Below are 20,331 nucleotides of genomic sequence, written 5' to 3' on the forward strand. Positions count from 1 at the left end.
TATGCGTACTTTTCTGCAATCGTATCGACATTAATGGAACGTACATTTTTTGGTTTGGGCAGTTCTTTGGTGTTTTCCGCTAAAATGTTCAATTTTAATGACATGGTTTTAAATTTTGGGTTTTGTGTTTTATTGATGGAAGAAAACCGTTTGTATTTCGCTTTCTTCTCAACTACTGCAGGGGGACATAAAAGTTAGTCTAAGCATTTGCACGCCATATACACCTGAAATCAAACAGATGTATTCAGATTAAAGGGGAGGGGGTATTTTTTCAGCTAAGGTATATATGTAGTAGTTATATACTGGTTGGTGAGAAATTTCTAAAAAGTATATACAAGTCAGATTTTGTGATTTTTCCACCAACTCAAATTTATGTCAATGAAGTTTCTATATATGGAAACTTTTATTACTTTTGTATCGTTACTTACATGACAGAGTATGACAGCTATTGAAAAATTTAAGGTACTATTTTATACAGATGCTTTGGAGTTTCTACAACGTATAGAGCCTAAAACGAAAGAGAAGATACTCTATAACATAGATAAAGCACGCTATACATTAGACCCTAAGTTATTCAAAAAATTAACTGGTACTGATATATGGGAGTTCAGGACTTTATATAATGGCAAACAGTACCGTTTATTGGCTTTCTGGGACAAAAGTCAGGATATAGATGTTTTAGTCGTTGCCACACATGGATTTATTAAGAAAACAGATAAAACTCCATCGAAAGAGATTGTAAGGGCACAGGAAATAATGAAAGAATATTTTAACCAAAACTAATCAGGTCATGGATAAGAAGAAATTTTATACACAGGATGAAGCGAAGGATATTTTACTTGGTAAAGTTGGTACTCCTGAAAGAGATAACTACGAAAGTGAATTAAACCTGTTTTTAATAGGTGAAGCCATTAAGCGTACCAGAATCGAAAAGAATCTGACACAGGAAGCACTTGGTAAATTAATAGGAGTTCAGAAAGCACAGATTTCACGTATTGAAAATGGTAAGAATCTGACTTTGGCTACTGTTGTCAAAATTTTTAAGGCAATGGGTGTTAGTGCCAAATTAGAGATTGCAGACTATGGTTATCAGGTTGCTTTAAGCTAAAGTGTATCTATACCCTAAAATAAAGTGCACTCTTTTTTATTTCTATAATACATAACCTGTGAAAAAAAGATGTAGCTAAAGGGAGCAAGTATATACTGCTTATTTTCTGCTTGCCTTGTCGTTACTTCTTCCCTCCTGAAAAATAATCATTCTATTGCTTCTGTATTTCAGTTGGAGTGAGTAATAGCATGAATATTTGAAGCTAAGCAATATTTTAACTCTCTAATCTTAGTCTGGTGATAAATTTTGAAAAAGGTATATAAGACATAAATTACAGTTTTTCCCACCACCAGACCTTTTATAAGTTAAGGCTGTTTTGTAGTCTGTATATTTTTGTTCTGCTAAGGATGCCAATAAATAAGTGCATGCAATTTTGAGTTGGTAATCCTGTTTCAACTGTGTGCTATGTTCTTTAGTTTGTGGGGTTTGCCTTTAGTATCTTTGCATCATAATTATACAAGATAAATAGTTTTTCAAATCCCACTTTCACAATCATTGCGCAATGAACAATAATGATAAAGAAGTTATTGCTTCTGGTTGGTTTGGACTGGAACATCACAGGGAAATCCATACGGTAGACTTTTACCGTCATATCGGTATGGACACCTTGTGTGCCCTGTATCCTGACTTATTTAAGCCAGAAGTTTGGTTGTGTGAAAATCCGCCTAAAATCAGGCAGCCTAAAAAGAAGTTAGTAAAGCGAAGCAAGTAAGATTGTTGTAAATGAAGAAAGCCGTATTCCTGTTATTTTGGGGTACGGCTTTTTTGTCTGGTGGACATTTTTAAAAATTCAGTCCTATATAAGTTTTGAAATTTTTTCCACCAACTCCGGTTTCATGGCTATAAGTCTGTATGCTCCACCTTTAGCGTTAGAAAGACAAGACTCATCGTAATAATCTTTAATCGTATGGTCTGTTAGAGTGAAATATACCTTTTCTGTTCCGGCTTTTATTCCGTATTCTTTGAAAAATATTCCATGAGCTTTGAAGATAACCTTTAGCCTTTCCCGTATTGATTTTATGGGTATATATTCTTTTCTTTCTATTTCCGGCTGAAATTCTCTCCATATATCTATCAATACAGACGCCTCAAACCTTTTTTCCTTTGCTTGCTGTTCTCCATAGGACTTAATCATTTTATCCATTTTTCCTTTTTGATAATCAGCCTGTTCAATTCCAGCTTTCCCGATAGTATTGTAGGCGTTGATAATGTATTCCGCATCCTCAAACTCTTTAAGTATTTCCGTCTGGGCGTCCATGTCATAATCCGGTTCGGTTGCCTGTAACTGGCGCAATCTTTCCAAATGGCTGACAATCTTTTTCCATAAATCCTTCTTGCTTGCCTTCCGCATGTACATCTTATCGTCCTCTCCGACCCCTTTGGTGTCATCGGTAAAATTGATATTGAAATGTCCTGTGGCAAGGTAGGCATTCCGTAAATTTATAGCCGAAGTATAGTATCTTTTCACCCTTTCCTCATTATAGAGGTTATCCACTGAAAAATAATTCAGATGCTTTTCTTCATCCAGTAATAAGGCATAATTCACTCTCTCCATATCCTTTAATATAGCTTTCTTGTCGGTGTCGGTTGTGGCTTCGCTGTATCTTTCCATGAGCGAACAATGGGTAACTTCATACTGTCGGATAGTGGAATCAATTTCTTCATCGGTCTTAATCTCCATTTCCTCATTCGTATTAGAAATAACGGTCAGCAAATTGTAAGTATTTCCGTCCTCATATTTATTTCTAAAACGTCCCTGTGCCTGTATTGCTTCTGTAAAAGGGTCTACGATTGAGTGGGGAATATTGCAGTTTGACAATAGCAATACGTCCGGCTTTGTAGTCGTAAATATGTCTACTGCCGAAAAGAAACGGCAGGTAAAGAAATTAAACTTAGCCAAAGGCAAATCAAGATTTTCGTAGCTTCTTTTAAAATCACAACCTTTCAGTTTCTTCACACTTTCCTTTGAACAGAATACTTTATATTCATCTTCCTTTATCACATTATGGCTCAAAAGAAAATTAATCATTTCATTTATTCCCTGTGTCGTATTGTAAAACAAACACACGCATTTGCTGTTCCGGCTTAGTTCCCTTAACTGTTGCATGACTGTCCGGTTAAAACTACGGGTAACAATTAGGCTCATATCTTTCCTGTAATCGAAAGTCGGGGTTATCTTCCACAGTTCAAAACCTTGCTCCCGAAGTGCAGGGTGGCGCATTTGTAGAGGAGTTGCAGATACTAAAGCCTTTCTATCAAATTTAAAGAAATCATTTATAGGCTGTGATATTCGGGGTCTGTAATCCACATCCTGCGTAATCTTCTCACATTCATCGAACAAACAGAAATACTCTTTAAAAATATTGATGTTTAATTCCTGTGCGGCTTCTTTTATATTTTTAAAACTTTCGGGAGTAGTGATTAGCTTTTTGTATGTAATTGACTTATTATTCAAATACTTTTTTATTTCTGATTTTGTACAGAGAGCATATACAGGTAATAAACCATCCTCTCTCTCCGTTTTTCCAATAATAACGGGAACATTCGGCTCTATAATAATAGAGTGGCGTTTAGCTTGAAATAACTCGCAATGAGTTGCTCCGATGCCTGTTAATGTCTTGGCAAGTATCACGTTTGACTGTATTTCATTATAACCTTCCCTTTTTAAAGCATCAATTAAAAATTCTCCTTTGTTAATCAATACATTTATGGTTCTCATAACATTATCTGTTTTTTTGTTTGGGAATCCGTCTGGTGGAAATTTTGAAAATTTGTCCTTCTATATGGTTTTCAAAAAATGTTCACCAACCTTGAAAAACAGACCGGATATATAATCCTGCTTGTTTTCCGGATTCTTATTTGCGCTTCCAACCCTGCTGGAAGCATACAGACAATCGTAATGAGGTGCGCACCGTCAATCATTGATTGCGATACAAAAATATGGGCGTAAAAGGGGGTATTTTATGGTAAATTTCGAGGCTCGAAAATTACGTATCTTGGAAATCAAATAGTTATAGGGAAGAATAAAGTGAAAAAAGGGCTGATTTGGTTAGTTGTTCATCTGTTTTTTGGAAATCTTTCATCAACTTGGTAAGGGTAATGATGTTGTTCCTGTCGCATACATTGCTTGTGTCACCTAAGAGGTAACCGCAGAAATGGAGGACACACAGGCAAAGGATGGATTCTGTCTGGGGGTAATACTTTTTAGATGTATCGCATTGTAGTATTTCGCTAAGGATGGTTTTAATGATGATATAGCTTTTATGCCGCTCTGTTATGGCAGCAGGTACATTAATTACAGGTACGCTGAGTTGTCTGAAAGTGGGGGTACAAACGTAATCAGTACCATTGAAATTAATTATTTTTTCATAGGGCATATCCATATAATAGTCCTTTTCACAGTGGAATGCAGCAAACAAGGCTTTCAGGATAAGGGGATGGGTAATTTCTTTGCTTTTTCTTCCTGCTGTCATTTTGATTTTTAGCTGGTCGATATTAGCCGTTATGAATTGGTTGGTTTCTTCAATCAGGTCAGTTATTGGCATTTGCCTGTCTGCATAAATACCGTTGACTGAAAAATACAGGAATACCAGAAATCCCCAGAAGGCCTCTTTACGCAGGGACATTCTTTCTTCTGGTGTTAGTGTTATTTGTTTTTCATGCTCCTGTTGGTTGGCGTAAGTATGAACAGCATCCTCTCCCCAGTTTATATTTTCAAGGCATTGCTGTAAGTCTGTAAAGTTGTAGAATGCCCTTTTGTTGAAGTTTTTAGGGAGGGAGGCGACAATGGTATCGTATTTTGCCAGAAATATATCCAGTTCACCGGATGGCAGTAAATAAGGCTCTCCGTCTTCAAAATCAACGTCAGGAAAATATTTATTACAGTATTGCTGTACGTAGATAGCTTCTGGTGAATTATATGTCAGTGGCATGGTGTAAATTTTTCAGATTGTATATAACACCCAAAAATAAAAAAAATACCCCCTCACTCCAATAAAGAAGTGAGAGGGTTACTAAGTTAAAGTAAATTGCTCATGGCTGCGTCTACCTGTTCGTTTTCAAAACTGTCAAGGTAAATCTGCGTTACTTTTTCGCTGCTGTGTCCCATAGCTTCACAAATAATTGAAGTATTGACACCTGAGCGTTTTAGGACGGTCGCGAACGAGTGACGGGCAACGTAGGTAGTCAGGTCGATAGGTAGGTTTAGTTCTTCGCCAATGTCTTTTAGATGCTTGTTTACCTTAGTAATGACCTTATGTATTCTGTTCCTTTGTTGCTGTTCCGTTTTATGGAATGCAGAAAGAATAGGAAATATATACGGTCTGTCCTTTGTCTGGTATTTTTGGATTAACTCTACCGCTTTAGGCTGTAAAGGCAGTTTTATCAGCTTATGGGTTTTTGTACGAGTATATACCAAACGGTTATCAATAATGTGCGAATGGGTTATGTATGCCATATCGACAAAATTAATACCGCCCATGAAATAGGAAAAGGTAAACAAATCAACTGCAAGCTCTGTGTAAAAGCCTTTGTTTGTGTAGTCGTAATTTATGACTGCTGTAACATTGTCTTTTGTTATGGCTCGCTTTGCTGTTACTGAATGTAGCTTTGATACTTTATAAGACTTAAAAGGGTAGTAGTCTGGCTTGACATAGCCTTGCTCAATGGCAGTGTTGTAAATGGCTCGTAATGTACGAAAGCGGATGCCAATAGTATTTAGCGATGCTCCTTCATTTCGTTGCCATTCCTCAAAACGTTTTAGCCACGGTATGTCAATATCAGAAAAGTAAATGTCTAAATGCCCATTGAACTTTAACAGTGCTTTATAAACGTATTTGTACGATAATGCATAACCTATTCTTTTTGCTGAATTTAAACGTTCAATTTGCTTTAAAAACAGCTCTCCAACGGTCAGGTGTTTAGTTGGCTTATCGACTTTCTGAATAAGCGTCGTTGCTGTAAAGTCTTTGTTCTCAACCTTAAACTCAATCAATTGTTCTTGATATTGTTTAGTCTTCTCTGTAATTAGTCGTAAAATAGCGTTTCGATTAGGACAACTGCGTTTAGGTTGGTTTTTGGTAAAATCCCAAAACTGCGGATGAATAGAAACACCTATACTACTATATTTTTTCTTGCCATCTTTAGATATGCGAAGCATTAAGGGGTGTTCTCCGTTTGAAAGTGTCTTCGATGTGTAGTAAACGATTGAAATACAAGCGTTCATTGTTAAAATCCGGTTTAACTCCCGGTTTAACTTGACCATTAAAAACGCATGAAAAATACAGGCAAAAAGAAAAACCACCTACTTCCGTAAGTGGCTTATTCTCTGTGACCTCGGAGGGGCTCGAACCCTCGGCCCATTGATTAAGAGTCAATTGCTCTACCAGCTGAGCTACGAAGTCATCTTTTGCCGACAAGCAACAATTCTTGTTTGCGGGTGCAAATATGCAATTTATATTTGAATTTTGCAAGAAATGCCTGACTAATCTTCTTTAATGTTATGATAGACGTTGGTAACGTCTTCGTCTTCGTCCAGTTTGTCCAGAATTTTATCTACCTCAGCCCGTTGTTCCGGAGTTAATTCTTTCGTATCTGTCGGGATGCGGGTAAATTCACCGCTGACGATGTCGTATTTGTTTTCTTCCAGGTATTTCTGGATATTCCCATAGGCGTCGAAAGAACCATAGAGATTGATAATGCCATCTTCATCCTCAAAAATTTCATCTACTCCGTAATCAATCATCTCCAGTTCAAATTCTTCCGGCTCGAAATTTTCCGGCTTATTGATTTTAAAAACACATTTGCGGTCAAACATGAAGTCCAGAGAACCGGTTGTCCCCAAGGAGCCTCCGAATTTAGAGAAAGCATGCCGCACATTTGCCACTGTACGGGTATTGTTGTCGGTAGCAGCTTCTACGACAATGGCGATACCATGAGGTGCATATCCTTCATAAGTGATTTCCTTATAATCAGAAGTATCTTTGGAGATAGCACGTTTGATGGCACGTTCCACGTTTTCTTTAGGCATATTTTCTGCCTTGGCATTCTGAATCAGGATGCGTAAACGGGTGTTGTTTGCAGGATCCGGTCCCCCTGCTTTTACAGCAATATCAATTTCTTTACCGATTCTGGTAAACGTACGGGCCATGTTGCCCCATCTTTTTAATTTACGTGCTTTGCGGTATTCAAACGCTCTTCCCATAAGATATGATATTTAATTCCTTATAATGAATTTACGACTTGCAAAGTTATATTTTTTCAGATAAAAGTAAAAGGTTGACATTAAAAAGTATAGGCGTGGCTTTTCAGGTAGTCCAGTTTTTTTCTTTCAATAAGGAAGGAGAAACAGAAGAAAAGCCCGGATTGTGAGTATAATTTAGTATTCCTTTGTTTTTGGAGACAGGAAGTTGCCCGAAAATTTGCAGGAGAGAGGCTTTATCCAGGGAGTTATTCTGTATAGCTAAAAAACGGAGTTGGGCAGGTGCGTGAAATAACAAAGAGGAGAGCCGGTTATTAGAGCAATCCAACACTTGAAGTTGGTCGCAATCTGTTGCATCTAATTCTTCGATTTCATTATAAGCGGTAATGAGCTGGGTTAGGTGGGCTGCTCCGGCCACCTTAAGCCGTTTTAGGCAATTGGAATTGCAGTAAAGCTCTTCCAATTGGGGGCATTGTTCCAGGTTTAAGTCTGTAATCTCATTTATGGCACAATCTAAATGCTGGAGATGAGGACAATTTTGGAGTTCCAGGTGACGGATTCCAAGTTGAGAAACCGATAAACCTTGGATGTCTGTTCCTGTGATTTCCAGTTGTACCGGGAGAGATTTTGTGTAAGAATGCTCAATGGTTAGACTGGGAGAAGGATTTTTTAGTTGGGTGGAAGAGCCGTCTCCCCAGTTGATCTCCGCTTGTTGGGTTTCTATTTGAAAGGAAATATCTGATATACCGAATAGTTGAATATTAATTTTTTCCGGAGTAATATTCATTTTATTATAAGTTAGTTTAAAACAAAGCGTGTACCGTTTATTTTGTCAGATGGTACCGCCAAGTACCTTAAAGCAAAAAACAACAGTCCACGCTTATTTCAAACGTCACTTATTATTCCTGCTTTTGTTCGAAAAAATTGGCGGTTTCTCTGACAAGAATAAAAATAACGATAATAATTCTATCTTTATATCGATTGTCCTGTTACGCAAAGGACAGTTACAAACTTAATAAAAAATAAGAATTAAAAAATCGTTAGTGAAATATTTATGCGTTTGTTGGTGAACTGTTGTAATTGTTTGCCGATAAACTACTAATAACTAATGTATTACTTCAATGTTTAAAAGTGATTTAATTTAATATATAGATTATTATATCATCTTGATATTTCAAAATTTTGTATAAATGTAAATATTATTTGTGTACTTTTATGATATTTTGTTCTGAAACTGTATTAAAAATTCAAATAATCTTGTTGATAAATCTTTTATATTTAAAAGAATATGAATAGTTGTATTTTTCATTTCTTTCAATTTTCTTCAATTTACGTTGTTATTGAAAAATTGTTGGTGCAAAGTAATGAATTCATGATAAATGAAATGGATTTACGAAGTATAATTTTAAAATATTTCTGAATTACCCTAAAAGAGATTTATCTTTGTGATGGTTTAAAAATAGAAAAGATGAAGAGTTATATTTTTGAAATTGAAATGAAGGTCCGGGATTATGAGTGTGATTTGCAATGTGTTGTGAATAATGCTAATTATCAGCATTATCTGGAGCATGCCCGTCATGAATTTTTAGAAAGTGCGGGTGCAAATTTCGGGGAATTACACAAACAGGGTATTGACGCTATGGTGGCCCGGGTGGAAATAGATTATAGAGTTTCTTTGACCAGCGGGGACCGTTTTGTGGTTCGTTTGAATATTGCCCGTGAGGGGGCAAAATTGGTTTTTTTTGAGGACATTTACCGCCTCCCGGATAATCAGTTATGTGTGCGTGGAAGGGTGGAATCTATTTGTGTAAAAGAAGGTAAATTGACCCGGGGAGAGTTGTTTGATGAGATTTTTGCCGGCCAATTGAAGAAATAAAAACTAAAAAATTGTCTCAAATATTTGGAAGGGAGGAAAAAATAACTACTTTTGTACCCGCAATCGATAAGAGAGCATGGGTTCTTAGCTCAGTTGGTTCAGAGCATCTGGTTTACACCCAGAGGGTCGGGGGTTCGAATCCCTCAGGACCCACAAAATCAAGAAGAAAATCAAAGCAAACTCCTGAAAACAAAGACTTTCAGGAGTTTTTCTTTTTCCCGACTTACCGAAAATACAGCAAAATGAAGCAGCAAAAACAGGTGAAATCGGTGGACTTTATTTGTTGAAAGTGCTTTATAAAATAAATGGGGAAAAATTTCTATTGAATTTTGCCCCATAATGTAATGGTTCCTAATCAGATATTGTAGAAAGTAGTAAATGCTTTGATTACATATTCCTGGTCAAGGACACCTGCTGTTTCGCGTACGGAGTGCATTCCCCACATTGGGTTTCCGATGTCTACTCCCCTCATTTCCATTTGGGTTAATAAAATATTTCCTAAAGTAGAACCTCCGGCCATGTCCGAATGATTGACAAAAGTCTGGTAAGGAACTTCAGCCATTTGGCATATAGTAGCAAATACTGCTGCTGAATCTCCGTCGGTAATGTATTTTTGGTTGGCATTGATTTTAATTACCGGTCCTTCGTTAATGAAGGGATGATTGGTGGGATCATGTTTTTCCGGATAGTTGGGATGCAGGGCATGGGCCATGTCGGCGGAAATCATGAAAGAATTATGAATTGCCCGGTAAAGGTCTTCTGGTTTGCCTCCCTGGTTGAAGACAATCCGTTCTAAAATGGTCCGTAAGATGGGCGAAGCTGCTCCTTGTTTCGTGCCGCTGCCGACTTCTTCGTTGTCAAAAATGGCTAAAACCTTGGTTTTGTTACAAGGTTTGGAATCCAATAATGCCGTCATTCCGGCGTGTGCCATAGCCAGGTCGTCCAATCGTCCGGAAGAAATAAATTCGTTGTTCAATCCGAACAAAGTTCCTTTTCCATATTCGTATAAGGTCAAATCAAAGTCCAGAATATCTTCTTCGGCAATATTTATTTCCTGGGCGATTAATTTTAAGAGGAAATTGTCTTTTTCGAACGTGTCATTTATGATAGCTAAAACAGGAAGCATATCTTTTTGTCTGCTTAAAGGATTTCCTTGCTCATTTACTGCCCGGTTGAAATGAATAGCTAAATGAGGGATTTCCAACAGAGGCCGGTCGAAGTTAATAAACCGAATGGCCGGTTTCAACGGTTTTTCGCTTTTGATCATCACCCTTCCTGCGATGGATAAAGGCCGGTCGAACCACGTATATAGAATCGGACCTCCGTATACTTCTGTATTTAATTTCAGATATTTTCCTTCGGTAAGCATTTCTGCGTGGGGCTTAATCCGGAAAGTGGGCGAATCACTGTGGGCACATATCAGTTTGAAGCCTTCTTCGGCGATATTGCCGTTTCCCGGAATAAAAGCGTACAGGGAAGAATGGTTTTTGGTGACAAAATATTTCCCTCCGTGTTCTATGTGCCAGGCTTCACCTGAGAAGAGTTGTTTAAAACCATTGGCCTGTAAACGTTGTTTTATGCTTAAAATTGCATGATAACTGGTCGGACTTTGATGAATAAAGTCGAGGAGATCTAAGGCTGCTTGTTTTTCCATATGATATGATTTTATTTAATAGTTGTATGCAATAATTATACCATTGTCAAGGTAGAAATAATTTTTCTCATTTCTCAGAGTAAAAATACAAATTAATAATTTTACTGACTTTATAAGTTAGTAAAAGTTTATGAACTCGTTTTTTTGTCGTAAAATTGCAAGAGTGAGAATGATAGAAATTAAAAAAGAATCACCACTAATGTAAAATTATAATGATATGAAAACATGGAAATTAGGGTTATTGCCTAAAATTGTAATAGCAATTGGATTGGGAATTGTTTGCGGGTTGTTTTTTCCGGATTGGCTGGTGCGGATTTTTATCACGATAAACGGTTTGTTCGGAAATTTTCTGGGTTTTATTATTCCTTTGCTGATATTGGGATTAGTGGCACCCGGTATTGCCGATTTGGGTAAAGGTGCCGGGCGTTTGTTGCTCATTACGGCTGCCTTGGCATATGGTTTTACTCTTTTTTCGGGCTTTTTTACTTATTTGACTTGTGATTTGGTATATCCTTGGTTACTGACTGCGGAAGACAATCTGTCTGCAGCGGGAAATCATACTTTGACTCTGGAGCCTTATTTTGGAGTAGAAATGCCTCCTCTGATGGGAGTTATGACAGCTTTAATTTTGGCTTTTACACTGGGCTTGGGAATGTCGGTAATCGACGGGAATCGGTTGAAGTTGGTCATGGAAGATTTTAAAGAGATTATCACGAAAGTCATTAATTCGGTGATTATTCCCCTGTTACCTTTATATATTTTCGGTATCTTCCTGAATATGACCAATTCCGGACAGGTTGCGGGAATAATGGGGGTTTTCCTGAAAATTATTGTGGTTATTTTTGTCATGACTGTTGTTTTATTGTTCATTCAGTTTTTTATAGCAGGAACTATTGGGAAGAAGAATCCTTTACGGTTGTTCCGGAACATGATGCCGGCTTATATGACTGCTCTGGGAACCCAGTCTTCTGCTGCTACGATTCCCGTGACGCTTGAACAGACGATAAAAAACGGAGTCCGTCCTGATTTGGCTGGTTTTGTTATTCCTTTGTGTGCTACGATTCATTTATCGGGTAGTACAATGAAGATTGTTGCCTGCGCTTTGGCAATTATGTTGATGTCGGGAATGGAGATTCATTTCGGACAATTTGCCGGCTTTATCATGATGCTGGGCATTGCAATGGTAGCGGCTCCCGGTGTCCCGGGAGGAGCCATTATGGCGGCTTTGGGACTTTTACAGTCGATGTTGGGGTTTGACGAGACGGCACAGGGGTTGATGATAGCTCTTTATATTGCTATGGATAGTTTCGGAACTGCGACTAATGTAACCGGGGATGGGGCTATTGCTGTGATTGTAGATCGGATAAATGCCCGTGAGCCTGCATAAAAGCAAGGAGAATCCATTTCATTATTGAATCTTTTACTATTTTTGCATACCGGAAAGTATAAAACCATGACGGCTTTGAAGGAAGAAATAATAAATAAATCTTTCTTTCAGTTTTTGAATAAAGGATATCAAGCCTGTACGCTGAAAGATTTAGAAAGGGCTACCGATTTGACCAAGGGGGCATTTTATTATTATTTCCGGAATAAAGAAGAGATATTGAGGGCCGGTATAGAAAAATATTTGTCAGTAGATAATGAAGTGAGGGAGAAGGAATTGAAAGGAATGACTTCTTTAAAGGAATACATGGATTTGGTGGTAGAGCGCAAGGAACAGAGTGCTACGAAGTTGCAGGAGTTGTTTGATTTTTTTATTATTGAGGTGGCATTTTTCCAGTTGGTCCTGGAGGTGGCCGATTTATTTCCGGAATACCGGCAATGTATTGATGACCTATCTAAAAAACGGCTTTCACATTGGGAATTTATGATTTTAAAAGCCAAAGAGAGAGGGGAAATTCGGGCAGACTTGGATACTACCGTGCTGGCCAGAAACTTGATGTCGGTTTCTACCAGTATGTTGAATATAGAATTGGGGACAGAAAATTTGCGTTTTACTTTTTCAGATATGCGGATGCAGTTCGAACAATATTATTTATTGATTAAGCGATGAGTAGTACCAGACAGCAAATCATAGAAACGGCATTTCTGCTTTTTTTGAAAAAAGGTTTTAAAGCAGTGAGGCTGAGCGATATCGAACGTGCGGTTAAAATTACGAGAGGAACTTTTTATTACCATTTTACCAACAAGGAAGAAGTCGTGAGGGAAGGATTGCAGGCTTATTACACTTTGCAGAACAATCAGCGTATGGAGGAGTTTGACCGGATTGTTACTTTACGCGAATATGTGGATTTGACTATCCGGAAATTGACGGAAATTGATAATTATTCTGCTCGTACTTTTAGTAGCGAGATACCTGAAATTCTTTGTCTGTCATTGATTGTAGAAGTGATTGCCCTTTTCCCGGAATTGAAAAAAATAGTTTTGACTTCTAAAATGCTGAGGTTGGCGAAGTTAGAGCAGTTAATCCTGAATGCAAAGAAGGACGGTGAATTGCGGGATGATGTGGATACTTCTATTCTGGCAAGAAATTTGCTGAATATTAGTGTTGGGGTGATTAATTATTTAATAATGCACCAAGATGTTTCGTACGCTTTGTCGGCGGTTCGTTCTCAGTATGAACAATTGTATTCTTTAGTGGCAGAAAAGTGATTTTTTTAAAGGTATACATACCGAAAAGTATAAATTGAAATACGTTAGAGTGAAACAGGTATTGTTGAATTTTTAGGAAGTGAAATATGAAGGAATTATTCATGACCGTGATGTTGATGGGGGTACTTGCCGGTCTGCAAGGACAAAATCCGGTAAGTTTGGAAGAATGCCGGCAATTGGCTTTAGAAAATAACAAGAAATTAAAGATTGCAGGAGAGCAGGTGAAAACCGCCCGGTTTAAAAAACAGGAAGCATTTACTAAGTATCTTCCGGGAATTGATGCAATGGGAGCTTATATGCGGAATCAGAAGGAGATTAATTTGCTTTCCGAAGATGCCCACTTGCCGGTTGGAAGTTTGGGACCGGATGGCGGCTGGACGTTGCGTCCCGACCAGATGATGACAGGACCGGATGGGAAACCGGTGTTGGTCAACGGAACACCTGTGCCTAAAGATTATGCGTTATTGCCTAAGGAGGCGATGACTGTGGATGACCGGAATACGGCTGTCTTGCAGGTGGGGGTGACCCAGCCTTTGTATATGGGAGGAAAAATCAGGGCTTATAATCAACTGGCTGAATTATCGGAAAAGTTGGCTCAAAGCGGATGGGAGCAAGGTGTGCAGGAGGTTATCTTAAAAACGGATGAGGCTTATTGGCAGATAGTGTCTTTGGTGAACCGGAAGAAATTGGCGGAAAAATATGTGGAAACCCTTCGGAAGTTTGAGCATGATATTGGATTGATGTATGAGACCGGGATTTCTACCAAGGCAGATGTATTGTCTGTGAAGGTAAAATTGAATCAGGCAGAGATGACGTTAGTGCGGGTGGAGGATGGATTATCACTTTCCCGTATGGCTTTGAATCAGATATGCGGTTTGCCGGTAGACACTGTTTTTTCTTTAAAGGAAGAGTTAGTGGAGAATGAATCTGTTGCTGTCTCTCCTTTGCATTTGGAGGAGATTTATCAAAATCGCCCGGAGATCAACAGTTTGTCTTTGGCTGTTGATATTTATCGGAAAAAAGAAAAAATTGCCCGTTCGGAATATTTGCCTTCTATTGCTTTTATGGCGAATTATGTGGCTATGACTCCTTCTTTTTTCGATGGGATCAGCACAAAACTGGATGGTATGTGGAGTGTGGGAATTGGAATAAAAGCTCCTGTTTTTCATTGGGGGGCATCCCGGAAGAGTGTTCGTAGTGCCAGGGCAGAAACCGGTATCATGGATTATAAGTTACAGGAGGCTAAGGAAAAAATAGAATTGCAGGTGAGTCAGGCTCAATTTAAAGTAAAAGAAGCTTTTCGGAAACTGGAATTGGCAAGGAATAACCAGGAAAAGGCCAATGAGAATCTGAGGTATGCCAAGCTCGGCTTTCAGGAAGGAACCATTCCTGTATCGAACGTGTTGGAAGCTCAGACCGCCTGGTTATCTGCTTATTCCGACCTGATAGATGCTTCTATTGAGGTGAAATTGTGTGAGGTGTATTTACAACAAGCGTATGGAACTTTAGGAAAGGAAATTTATAGATAATGACGGATTAATTTTAATGTATGGAAAAGACAAATAGAAAGCTGGGTATATTTACGGCAATCGTTTTTTTAGTTTTGGTTGTGGCTGTCTTTGGATTTGTATTTTGGGAACCTGCTCCGGAATATATCCAGGGGGAAGCAGAAGCTACGGAAGTCCGCATTTCCGGGAAAGTTCCGGGGCGGATCGCGGTTTTTCGTTTTGACGAAGGGGATTGGGTACGGAAAGGAGATACTGTGGCGGTTTTAGACAGTCCGGAAGTGTTGGCTAAATACACTCAGGCCGAGGCTGCCGAAGCTGCAGCACAGGCTTTGAACGAAAAAGCGGACGCGGGGACCCGTTCTGAGCAGATTGTGATGGCTTATCAGACTTGGCAGAAAGCAAAAGCTGCAATGGAAGTGGCTCAAAAAACTTATGAACGATTGCAAAAATTGTATGAAAATGAAGTGATTCCGGCTCAGAAAAGGGACGAAGCGGAAGCAAACTACAAGGCGATGGAGGCTACAGAGAAAGCTGCTAAGGCACAGTATGAGATGGCCCGTAACGGAGCTCAGAGAGAAGATAAATTAGCGGCCGAGGCACAATTGAACCGTGCCAGGGGAGCAGTGTCGGAAGTACAGGCTTATGTTCGGGAGATTTATTTGGTTTCGCCGATTGATGGGGAAATTTCCGAGTGTTATCCGAGAGTAGGCGAGCTGGTCGGAACCGGTGCTCCTGTCATGGAGGTGTTGGATTTGTCGGATATGTGGGTCTCTTTTAATGTGCGGGAAGAACAATTGCCGGACTTCCGGATGGGAGAGACTTTCGAAGCTGTCGTTCCGGCTTTAGGCCATCAGAAAGTGGAATTGAAAGTTACTTATTTGAGGGATATGGGGAGTTATGCAGCCTGGAGGGCGACTAAGACTACCGGACAGTATGATGTGAAGACTTTCCGGGTAAAGGCAAAACCGACGCATGAGATAGAAGGTTTGCGGCCTGGAATGAGTGTTTTAAAACAGGTGAAGCGATAGCATTTCGGTATGGAAATTTTCAAGCGGGTAATAGATGTCATGAAACGGGAATTCTGCCGTTTGGCGACCAAACGTATTTATTGGTTTATTCTCGTTTTTGCCCCGGTATTTTGTTTTGTTTTTTTTGCTGATTTACTGAAAGAGGGATTGCCAATGCATTTACCGGTAGCGGTCGTAGATGAGGATAATACTGCTTTATCCCGGCAATTGTATCGTTCTTTGGATGCTATTCCGCAGACGGAAGTTGTGTTGCGTACTGCAGATTTTACAGAAGCGAGGAAAGCAATGCAGCAGGGGAAGATTTACGGCATTTTTCATATACCTGTGGATTTTCGTCGTGAGGTGTCTGCCGGGAAAGAGCCGATGATTTCTTTTTATACGAACGATACTTATCTTTTACCTGCTTCCCTGGCTTACAAAGATATGCGTTTGCAGGCGGTGTTGGCAAACGGTGCTGTACAGCAAGCCCTGATGTTAGCGAAAGGAAAGGGGGGACCTCAATTGCAGGCGCGGTTGATGCCTGTTACTGTGGATATCAATCCGTTGAATAATCCGTGGATTAGTTATGCCATTTATCTGGCCAGTGTCTTGATGCCGGCTTTTGTCTTTATGTTTGCTATGTTTACGGCTGTTTACAGTATTGTTCAGGAAATAAAAGACAATACAACGGAAGAATGGTTGAAGGAATCAAACAACTCTGTTGCAGTAGCATTAGCAGGAAAGTTATTGCCTCAGACGTTGATTTTTCTGGTGGTGGGCTTGCTTTATCTGTCGGTGTTATATGGGTATATGCATTTCCCCCTGAATAGCGGGTTTTTTCCCATGTTTTTGAGTATGTTTTTGCTTGTTCTTGCAGCGCAGGGATTTGCGCTTTTTGTTTTCGGTATAATCCCTTGTGGAAGGATAGCTCTGAGCGTTTGTGCTTTATGGGGGGTATTGTCGTTTTCTGTCAGTGGATTTACCTATCCTGCGACTTCTATGCCCTGGCTTGTTCAGTGGGTTTGTCATTTGTTTCCATTGAGACATTATTATCTGCTGTATGTAGACCAGGCTTTGAATGGTGTTGCTATGATATATTCCTGGCAATCTTATCTGGCTTTGGGAATGTTTGCGGTGTTGCCTTTGCTGATTTTGCCGAAATTGAATCGGGATTTGAAAAAGAATCGTTATTTGCCTTAAAAGACAGATGTAAATCATGAGAGATATTTTTTACATATTTCGTAAAGAATTTTATGATGTGTTCCGGGAGCCGGGAGTCAGGGCCTTTTTTATATTGCTGACTTTAGGCTATCCGATTATTTACACTTATATTTATAGCAATGAGGTTGTCCGGGATGTTCCTGTAGCAGTGGTCGACCATTCAGGGACTCCTTTGAGCCGGGAATTTTTGCAAATGTGGGATGCTACTGCCGGAGCTGAGGTTGCGGTTTACTGTGCCAGTCTTGAAGAGGCTAAGGTATGCATGGACCGGAAAGAAGTGTACGGAATCCTGGAAGTTCCTGCTGATTTTAGTAAAAATATAAACCGGGGGGTGCAGGCGCATGTAGCTTTGTATTGTAATATGGGGGCTCTATTGAATTACAAAGCTTTAGCCCAGGCCGCCAGTGATGTTTCTTTGGCCATGGGAAAGGAGATTCAAATGAAAAGATTGGATTATGCTTCCAGGATAGAGCAGGAAATAGCGGTTTCGCCGGTGAAAATAGCTGAAGTGAAGCTGTTTAACCCGCAGGGAGGTTTTACTTCTTTTATCATGCCGGCTGTTCTGATTTTGGTTATTCAGCAATCATTGCTTTTAGGAGTAGCTACTTTGGCAGGAATCCGGCGAGACCGTTACGGTAAAATGATTCCCCGGAACCGGCATTACCGTCAGGCTTGGAAAATTGTTCTCGGGAAAGCGGTTCTTTATCTTCCGGTTTATCTGGTCATGGGATATTGGGTACTTTTTATTGTTCCCCGTTTCTTCAGCCTTACTCAAATTGCCGGAAAAGCGGAATTAATGCTGTTTTTATTTCCTTTTTTGCTGGCTTGTGCTTTTATGGCTCTGGCAGCTTCTTTCCTGAGCAAAGGGAGAGAATATCCTTTTTTACTTTTTGTGTTTACCTCAGTGCCTTTAATGTTCATTTCCGGTATTTCCTGGCCCAAAGAGGGGATTGCGTGGTATTGGGTTGCTTTCTCAAAAGTTTTTCCCTCTACTCACGGGATTGATGGTTTTGTTAAAATGAATAATATGGGGGCTACTTTGAAAGATGTGTTGCCGGAATATGCAAGTCTTTGGATTTTGGCAGTCATATATTTTGTTTTGGCGTGTTTCTTGTATCGGAGAGAAATGAAGTTTTCGGTTTAGGCATTTCTTTTCGGAAAGGTTTGTGGTGTTTTTATGAGATAGCGCAGACAGAATAACCGTACGGTTTCGGCAGAGACTTTATAACGCATGGCGATTTTTTGGAAAGAAACCCCTTCTCTCCGCAATTCTTTAATCTCGGCTTCGTATGCCAATAGCTTCCCGGTTCTTAGGCTACCTTTGGGGCGTCCCAGTTTAATGCCCAGGGCTCTTCGGCGTGCCAAGGCCTCCCGTGTACGCTGGGAGATTAGGGTACGTTCTATTTCCGCACATAATCCGAAAGCGAAAGCAAGCACCTGGCTATTGATGGAGGAGTCAAATTTGTAGCCTTCTTTGATACTATGAATCGTAATTCCTTTTTCAATGGATTGGTGGATGATATTCATAATATTTATCATTTTCCGGCTGAGCCTGGAAACCTCCGTAATAATCAGCGTATCTCCCTTTTGAAGTTTTTTTAGCAATGGGCCTAATTCCCTTTCATTTTCTTTTTTGGCTCCGCTGACTGTTTCTGTACACCACATTGTAATTTTCAATTCTTGGTGTTTACAAAAATTAATTATTTCACTTTTTTGGTTCAGAATTGTTTGCTTATCTGTGCTTACCCGCAGATAAGCAGCCACGATAGGCAGTCTCTCTTTAGTTCCTGTGTCTTTTTTCCCGGGCATGACCATCCGCTATCAGTATAATATACTGTATAAATGCTTTTTTCTCTTTCAATTAACAAATATACAAAAAGTCACCTATCCCCTGTTTATTTTATCGGGAAATGGATATGGGTTTGTGTTTTGGACCGGAGGGAGTTTATCTTTTGATTTTTTTGTAACAATTTGAGAAGAATTGAGGTATATGTTAGAAGTTTTGAAATAATAAGTTAAAAATGAGAAAATGAAAATAGATAATTTTATTGTTTTATCTGTATTATTGGTAAGTTGTATGGCTTGCCGGAAAAATTCCGCACCTTTAGATATTCCTCAATTGGTGAAAACCACCCGGGTCGGAGCGTATGGAGACCAAAACAAAATTACTTACCCTGGAAGAATCAAAGCTGCCGAGGATGCGAATCTGGCTTTTCGGGTAGCTGGCCCTATCCGTAAAATATATGTACACGAAGGGGAATATGTGAAAAAGGGACAGCTCCTGGCAGAGCTGGACCCCAGGGACTATCAAATTCAGTTTAACGCTACCCAGGCGGAATATAGTCAGGTTACCGGAGAAGCGGACCGGTTGATAGAATTGTATCGTCTGGGAAGCATTTCAATTAACGAGTATGATAAGGCTGTGGCTGCAAAAAAAAGAATAACTGCTGCGTATGATGCAAACCGGAATGCGTTGGAAGATACCCGGTTAAAGGCTCCTTTTCATGGGTATATCCAAAATAAATATTATGGAGCTCCGGAAATTGTTAGTGCGGGAACTCCGGTTTTGTCTATGATAAATGAGGATTATTTTGAGGTGGAAGTTGATATTCCGGCTGCTGATTTTGTCCGCCGGAGTGACTTTGCCGGTTATTCGGCCATCGCAGATGCTTATCCGGATAGGATTTTACCTCTGGAATTGATAGATATAAACCGGGGGGCCAATTATAATCAGTTGTTTCATGCCCGTTTCCGTTTAAACCGGGATAGCCTTCCGGGATTGGCTAATGGAATGAGTGTTGCGGTTACTATTGATTTTAAACCGGCAGCCAATGATTTTTGTGTAGTTCCCATAGATGCTTTATTTCAGGAAGGAGGAAGTTCTTTTGTGTGGTTGGTCCTTGAACCGGAACAGACGATTCAGAAAATAGCTGTCCAGGTAGTCCAGTTGCATAAAGACGGGAGAGCGTGGATAAAATCGCCTCTGCAGAAAGGGCAGGTTATAGTTTCTGCCGGTGTAAACGACCTGAAGGAAGGGCAGAAAGTGCGCTCTTTGCCTCCGGCTTCACCTACTAATATCGGTAAACTTTTATAATGTAAATAGTCA

General features: G+C 39.6%; 19 protein-coding genes and 2 tRNA genes. 13 read left to right on the top strand and 8 right to left on the bottom strand.

Annotated elements, in window-relative coordinates; all coding sequences use genetic code 11:
* The first annotated feature begins 438 nt into the window (after positions 1-438).
* The 3 genes from D1136_RS06120 to D1136_RS06130 all read left to right on the top strand — a co-directional run bounded on the left by D1136_RS06120 (position 439) and on the right by D1136_RS06130 (position 1,820).
* Positions 439-783, top strand: coding sequence for a type II toxin-antitoxin system RelE/ParE family toxin (locus tag D1136_RS06120; protein ID WP_161876750.1), 345 nt, complete (start codon positions 439-441; stop codon positions 781-783).
* 7 nt (positions 784-790) lie between these two features.
* On the top strand, positions 791-1,108 hold the full coding sequence (locus D1136_RS06125) for a helix-turn-helix domain-containing protein (RefSeq protein ID WP_161876751.1): 318 nt from the start codon (positions 791-793) through the stop codon (positions 1,106-1,108).
* A 502-nt stretch (positions 1,109-1,610) separates the two neighbouring features.
* On the top strand, positions 1,611-1,820 hold the full coding sequence (locus D1136_RS06130) for a hypothetical protein (RefSeq protein ID WP_161876752.1): 210 nt from the start codon (positions 1,611-1,613) through the stop codon (positions 1,818-1,820).
* Positions 1,821-1,904: 84 nt separating this feature from the next.
* Here the strand turns inward: D1136_RS06130 and D1136_RS06135 are convergent, their stop codons facing one another.
* From D1136_RS06135 to D1136_RS06160, 6 genes are all read right to left on the bottom strand, one after another.
* On the bottom strand, positions 1,905-3,827 hold the full coding sequence (locus tag D1136_RS06135) for a hypothetical protein (protein WP_161876753.1): 1,923 nt from the start codon (positions 3,825-3,827) through the stop codon (positions 1,905-1,907).
* Between the two features lie 292 nt (positions 3,828-4,119).
* A complete protein-coding gene (locus D1136_RS06140; RefSeq protein ID WP_161876754.1) occupies positions 4,120-5,040 on the bottom strand; it encodes a hypothetical protein in 921 nt (306 codons plus the stop codon).
* Between the two features lie 86 nt (positions 5,041-5,126).
* Positions 5,127-6,332, bottom strand: a complete 1,206-nt coding sequence (locus D1136_RS06145) for a site-specific integrase (RefSeq protein ID WP_161876755.1) — start codon at positions 6,330-6,332, stop codon at positions 5,127-5,129.
* Positions 6,333-6,437: 105 nt separating this feature from the next.
* Positions 6,438-6,510: transfer RNA gene (locus D1136_RS06150), tRNA-Lys, on the bottom strand.
* A gap of 80 nt (positions 6,511-6,590) precedes the next feature.
* The gene (locus D1136_RS06155) at positions 6,591-7,310 is read right to left on the bottom strand and encodes a YebC/PmpR family DNA-binding transcriptional regulator (protein WP_161876756.1); all 720 of its coding nucleotides are present in this window, start codon (positions 7,308-7,310) and stop codon (positions 6,591-6,593) included.
* 103 nt (positions 7,311-7,413) lie between these two features.
* On the bottom strand, positions 7,414-8,094 hold the full coding sequence (locus D1136_RS06160) for a leucine-rich repeat domain-containing protein (RefSeq protein WP_161876757.1): 681 nt from the start codon (positions 8,092-8,094) through the stop codon (positions 7,414-7,416).
* Between the two features lie 681 nt (positions 8,095-8,775).
* Between D1136_RS06160 and D1136_RS06165 the strand changes: the two genes are divergently transcribed.
* Together D1136_RS06165 and D1136_RS06170 are read left to right on the top strand one after the other, a co-directional pair.
* Positions 8,776-9,183, top strand: a complete 408-nt coding sequence (locus tag D1136_RS06165; RefSeq protein ID WP_161876758.1) for a thioesterase family protein — start codon at positions 8,776-8,778, stop codon at positions 9,181-9,183.
* Positions 9,184-9,261: 78 nt separating this feature from the next.
* Positions 9,262-9,336: transfer RNA gene (locus tag D1136_RS06170), tRNA-Val, on the top strand.
* 202 nt (positions 9,337-9,538) lie between these two features.
* On the opposite strand, the gene D1136_RS06175 is transcribed toward D1136_RS06170, so the two are convergent.
* Positions 9,539-10,837 (bottom strand): M18 family aminopeptidase, encoded by a 1,299-nt coding sequence (locus D1136_RS06175; protein ID WP_161876759.1) that lies wholly within the window; start codon positions 10,835-10,837, stop codon positions 9,539-9,541.
* 217 nt (positions 10,838-11,054) lie between these two features.
* On the opposite strand from D1136_RS06175, the gene D1136_RS06180 reads away from it, so the two are divergent.
* The 7 genes from D1136_RS06180 to D1136_RS06210 all read left to right on the top strand — a co-directional run bounded on the left by D1136_RS06180 (position 11,055) and on the right by D1136_RS06210 (position 18,369).
* Positions 11,055-12,224, top strand: a complete 1,170-nt coding sequence (locus D1136_RS06180; protein ID WP_161876760.1) for a dicarboxylate/amino acid:cation symporter — start codon at positions 11,055-11,057, stop codon at positions 12,222-12,224.
* A gap of 114 nt (positions 12,225-12,338) precedes the next feature.
* Positions 12,339-12,890 carry a TetR/AcrR family transcriptional regulator gene (locus D1136_RS06185; RefSeq protein WP_237567006.1) on the top strand — a complete coding sequence of 184 codons (552 nt, stop codon included), beginning with the start codon at positions 12,339-12,341 and terminating at the stop codon, positions 12,888-12,890.
* Positions 12,887-13,489, top strand: coding sequence for a TetR/AcrR family transcriptional regulator (locus D1136_RS06190; RefSeq protein ID WP_161876761.1), 603 nt, complete (start codon positions 12,887-12,889; stop codon positions 13,487-13,489). Before D1136_RS06185 ends, D1136_RS06190 begins: the two co-directional genes overlap by 4 nt.
* 86 nt (positions 13,490-13,575) lie before the next feature.
* Positions 13,576-15,018, top strand: a complete 1,443-nt coding sequence (locus tag D1136_RS06195) for a TolC family protein (RefSeq protein WP_161876762.1) — start codon at positions 13,576-13,578, stop codon at positions 15,016-15,018.
* 20 nt (positions 15,019-15,038) lie between these two features.
* A complete protein-coding gene (locus D1136_RS06200) occupies positions 15,039-16,025 on the top strand; it encodes an HlyD family secretion protein (RefSeq protein WP_161876763.1) in 987 nt (328 codons plus the stop codon).
* Between the two features lie 9 nt (positions 16,026-16,034).
* Positions 16,035-17,204 carry an ABC transporter permease gene (locus D1136_RS06205; RefSeq protein ID WP_161876764.1) on the top strand — a complete coding sequence of 390 codons (1,170 nt, stop codon included), beginning with the start codon at positions 16,035-16,037 and terminating at the stop codon, positions 17,202-17,204.
* 16 nt (positions 17,205-17,220) lie between these two features.
* Positions 17,221-18,369, top strand: coding sequence for an ABC transporter permease (locus D1136_RS06210; RefSeq protein ID WP_161876765.1), 1,149 nt, complete (start codon positions 17,221-17,223; stop codon positions 18,367-18,369).
* Here the strand turns inward: D1136_RS06210 and D1136_RS06215 are convergent.
* Complete coding sequence (locus D1136_RS06215) at positions 18,366-18,992, bottom strand: recombinase family protein (protein ID WP_370461320.1); 627 nt, start codon at positions 18,990-18,992, stop codon at positions 18,366-18,368. The two genes, D1136_RS06210 and D1136_RS06215, sit on opposite strands and share 4 nt — an antisense overlap.
* A 262-nt stretch (positions 18,993-19,254) precedes the next feature.
* Between D1136_RS06215 and D1136_RS06220 the strand changes: the two genes are divergently transcribed.
* A complete protein-coding gene (locus D1136_RS06220; protein WP_161876767.1) occupies positions 19,255-20,319 on the top strand; it encodes an efflux RND transporter periplasmic adaptor subunit in 1,065 nt (354 codons plus the stop codon).
* Positions 20,320-20,331: the final 12 nt, after the last annotated feature.

Source organism: Odoribacter sp. Z80 (assembly GCF_009935865.1).
In the GTDB taxonomy this organism is placed as follows: domain Bacteria; phylum Bacteroidota; class Bacteroidia; order Bacteroidales; family Marinifilaceae; genus Odoribacter.

Coding starts and splice junctions, on each gene's coding strand:
- D1136_RS06180 (WP_161876760.1), top strand. CDS start 11,055: ATGAAAACATGGAAATTAGGGTTATTGCCTAAAATTGTAATAGCAATT.
- D1136_RS06205 (WP_161876764.1), top strand. CDS start 16,035: ATGGAAATTTTCAAGCGGGTAATAGATGTCATGAAACGGGAATTCTGC.
- D1136_RS06220 (WP_161876767.1), top strand. CDS start 19,255: ATGAAAATAGATAATTTTATTGTTTTATCTGTATTATTGGTAAGTTGT.
- D1136_RS06130 (WP_161876752.1), top strand. CDS start 1,611: ATGAACAATAATGATAAAGAAGTTATTGCTTCTGGTTGGTTTGGACTG.
- D1136_RS06140 (WP_161876754.1), bottom strand. CDS start 5,040: ATGCCACTGACATATAATTCACCAGAAGCTATCTACGTACAGCAATAC.
- D1136_RS06210 (WP_161876765.1), top strand. CDS start 17,221: ATGAGAGATATTTTTTACATATTTCGTAAAGAATTTTATGATGTGTTC.
- D1136_RS06165 (WP_161876758.1), top strand. CDS start 8,776: ATGAAGAGTTATATTTTTGAAATTGAAATGAAGGTCCGGGATTATGAG.
- D1136_RS06195 (WP_161876762.1), top strand. CDS start 13,576: ATGAAGGAATTATTCATGACCGTGATGTTGATGGGGGTACTTGCCGGT.
- D1136_RS06200 (WP_161876763.1), top strand. CDS start 15,039: ATGGAAAAGACAAATAGAAAGCTGGGTATATTTACGGCAATCGTTTTT.
- D1136_RS06120 (WP_161876750.1), top strand. CDS start 439: ATGACAGCTATTGAAAAATTTAAGGTACTATTTTATACAGATGCTTTG.
- D1136_RS06145 (WP_161876755.1), bottom strand. CDS start 6,332: ATGAACGCTTGTATTTCAATCGTTTACTACACATCGAAGACACTTTCA.
- D1136_RS06190 (WP_161876761.1), top strand. CDS start 12,887: ATGAGTAGTACCAGACAGCAAATCATAGAAACGGCATTTCTGCTTTTT.
- D1136_RS06155 (WP_161876756.1), bottom strand. CDS start 7,310: ATGGGAAGAGCGTTTGAATACCGCAAAGCACGTAAATTAAAAAGATGG.
- D1136_RS06175 (WP_161876759.1), bottom strand. CDS start 10,837: ATGGAAAAACAAGCAGCCTTAGATCTCCTCGACTTTATTCATCAAAGT.
- D1136_RS06135 (WP_161876753.1), bottom strand. CDS start 3,827: ATGAGAACCATAAATGTATTGATTAACAAAGGAGAATTTTTAATTGAT.
- D1136_RS06160 (WP_161876757.1), bottom strand. CDS start 8,094: ATGAATATTACTCCGGAAAAAATTAATATTCAACTATTCGGTATATCA.
- D1136_RS06125 (WP_161876751.1), top strand. CDS start 791: ATGGATAAGAAGAAATTTTATACACAGGATGAAGCGAAGGATATTTTA.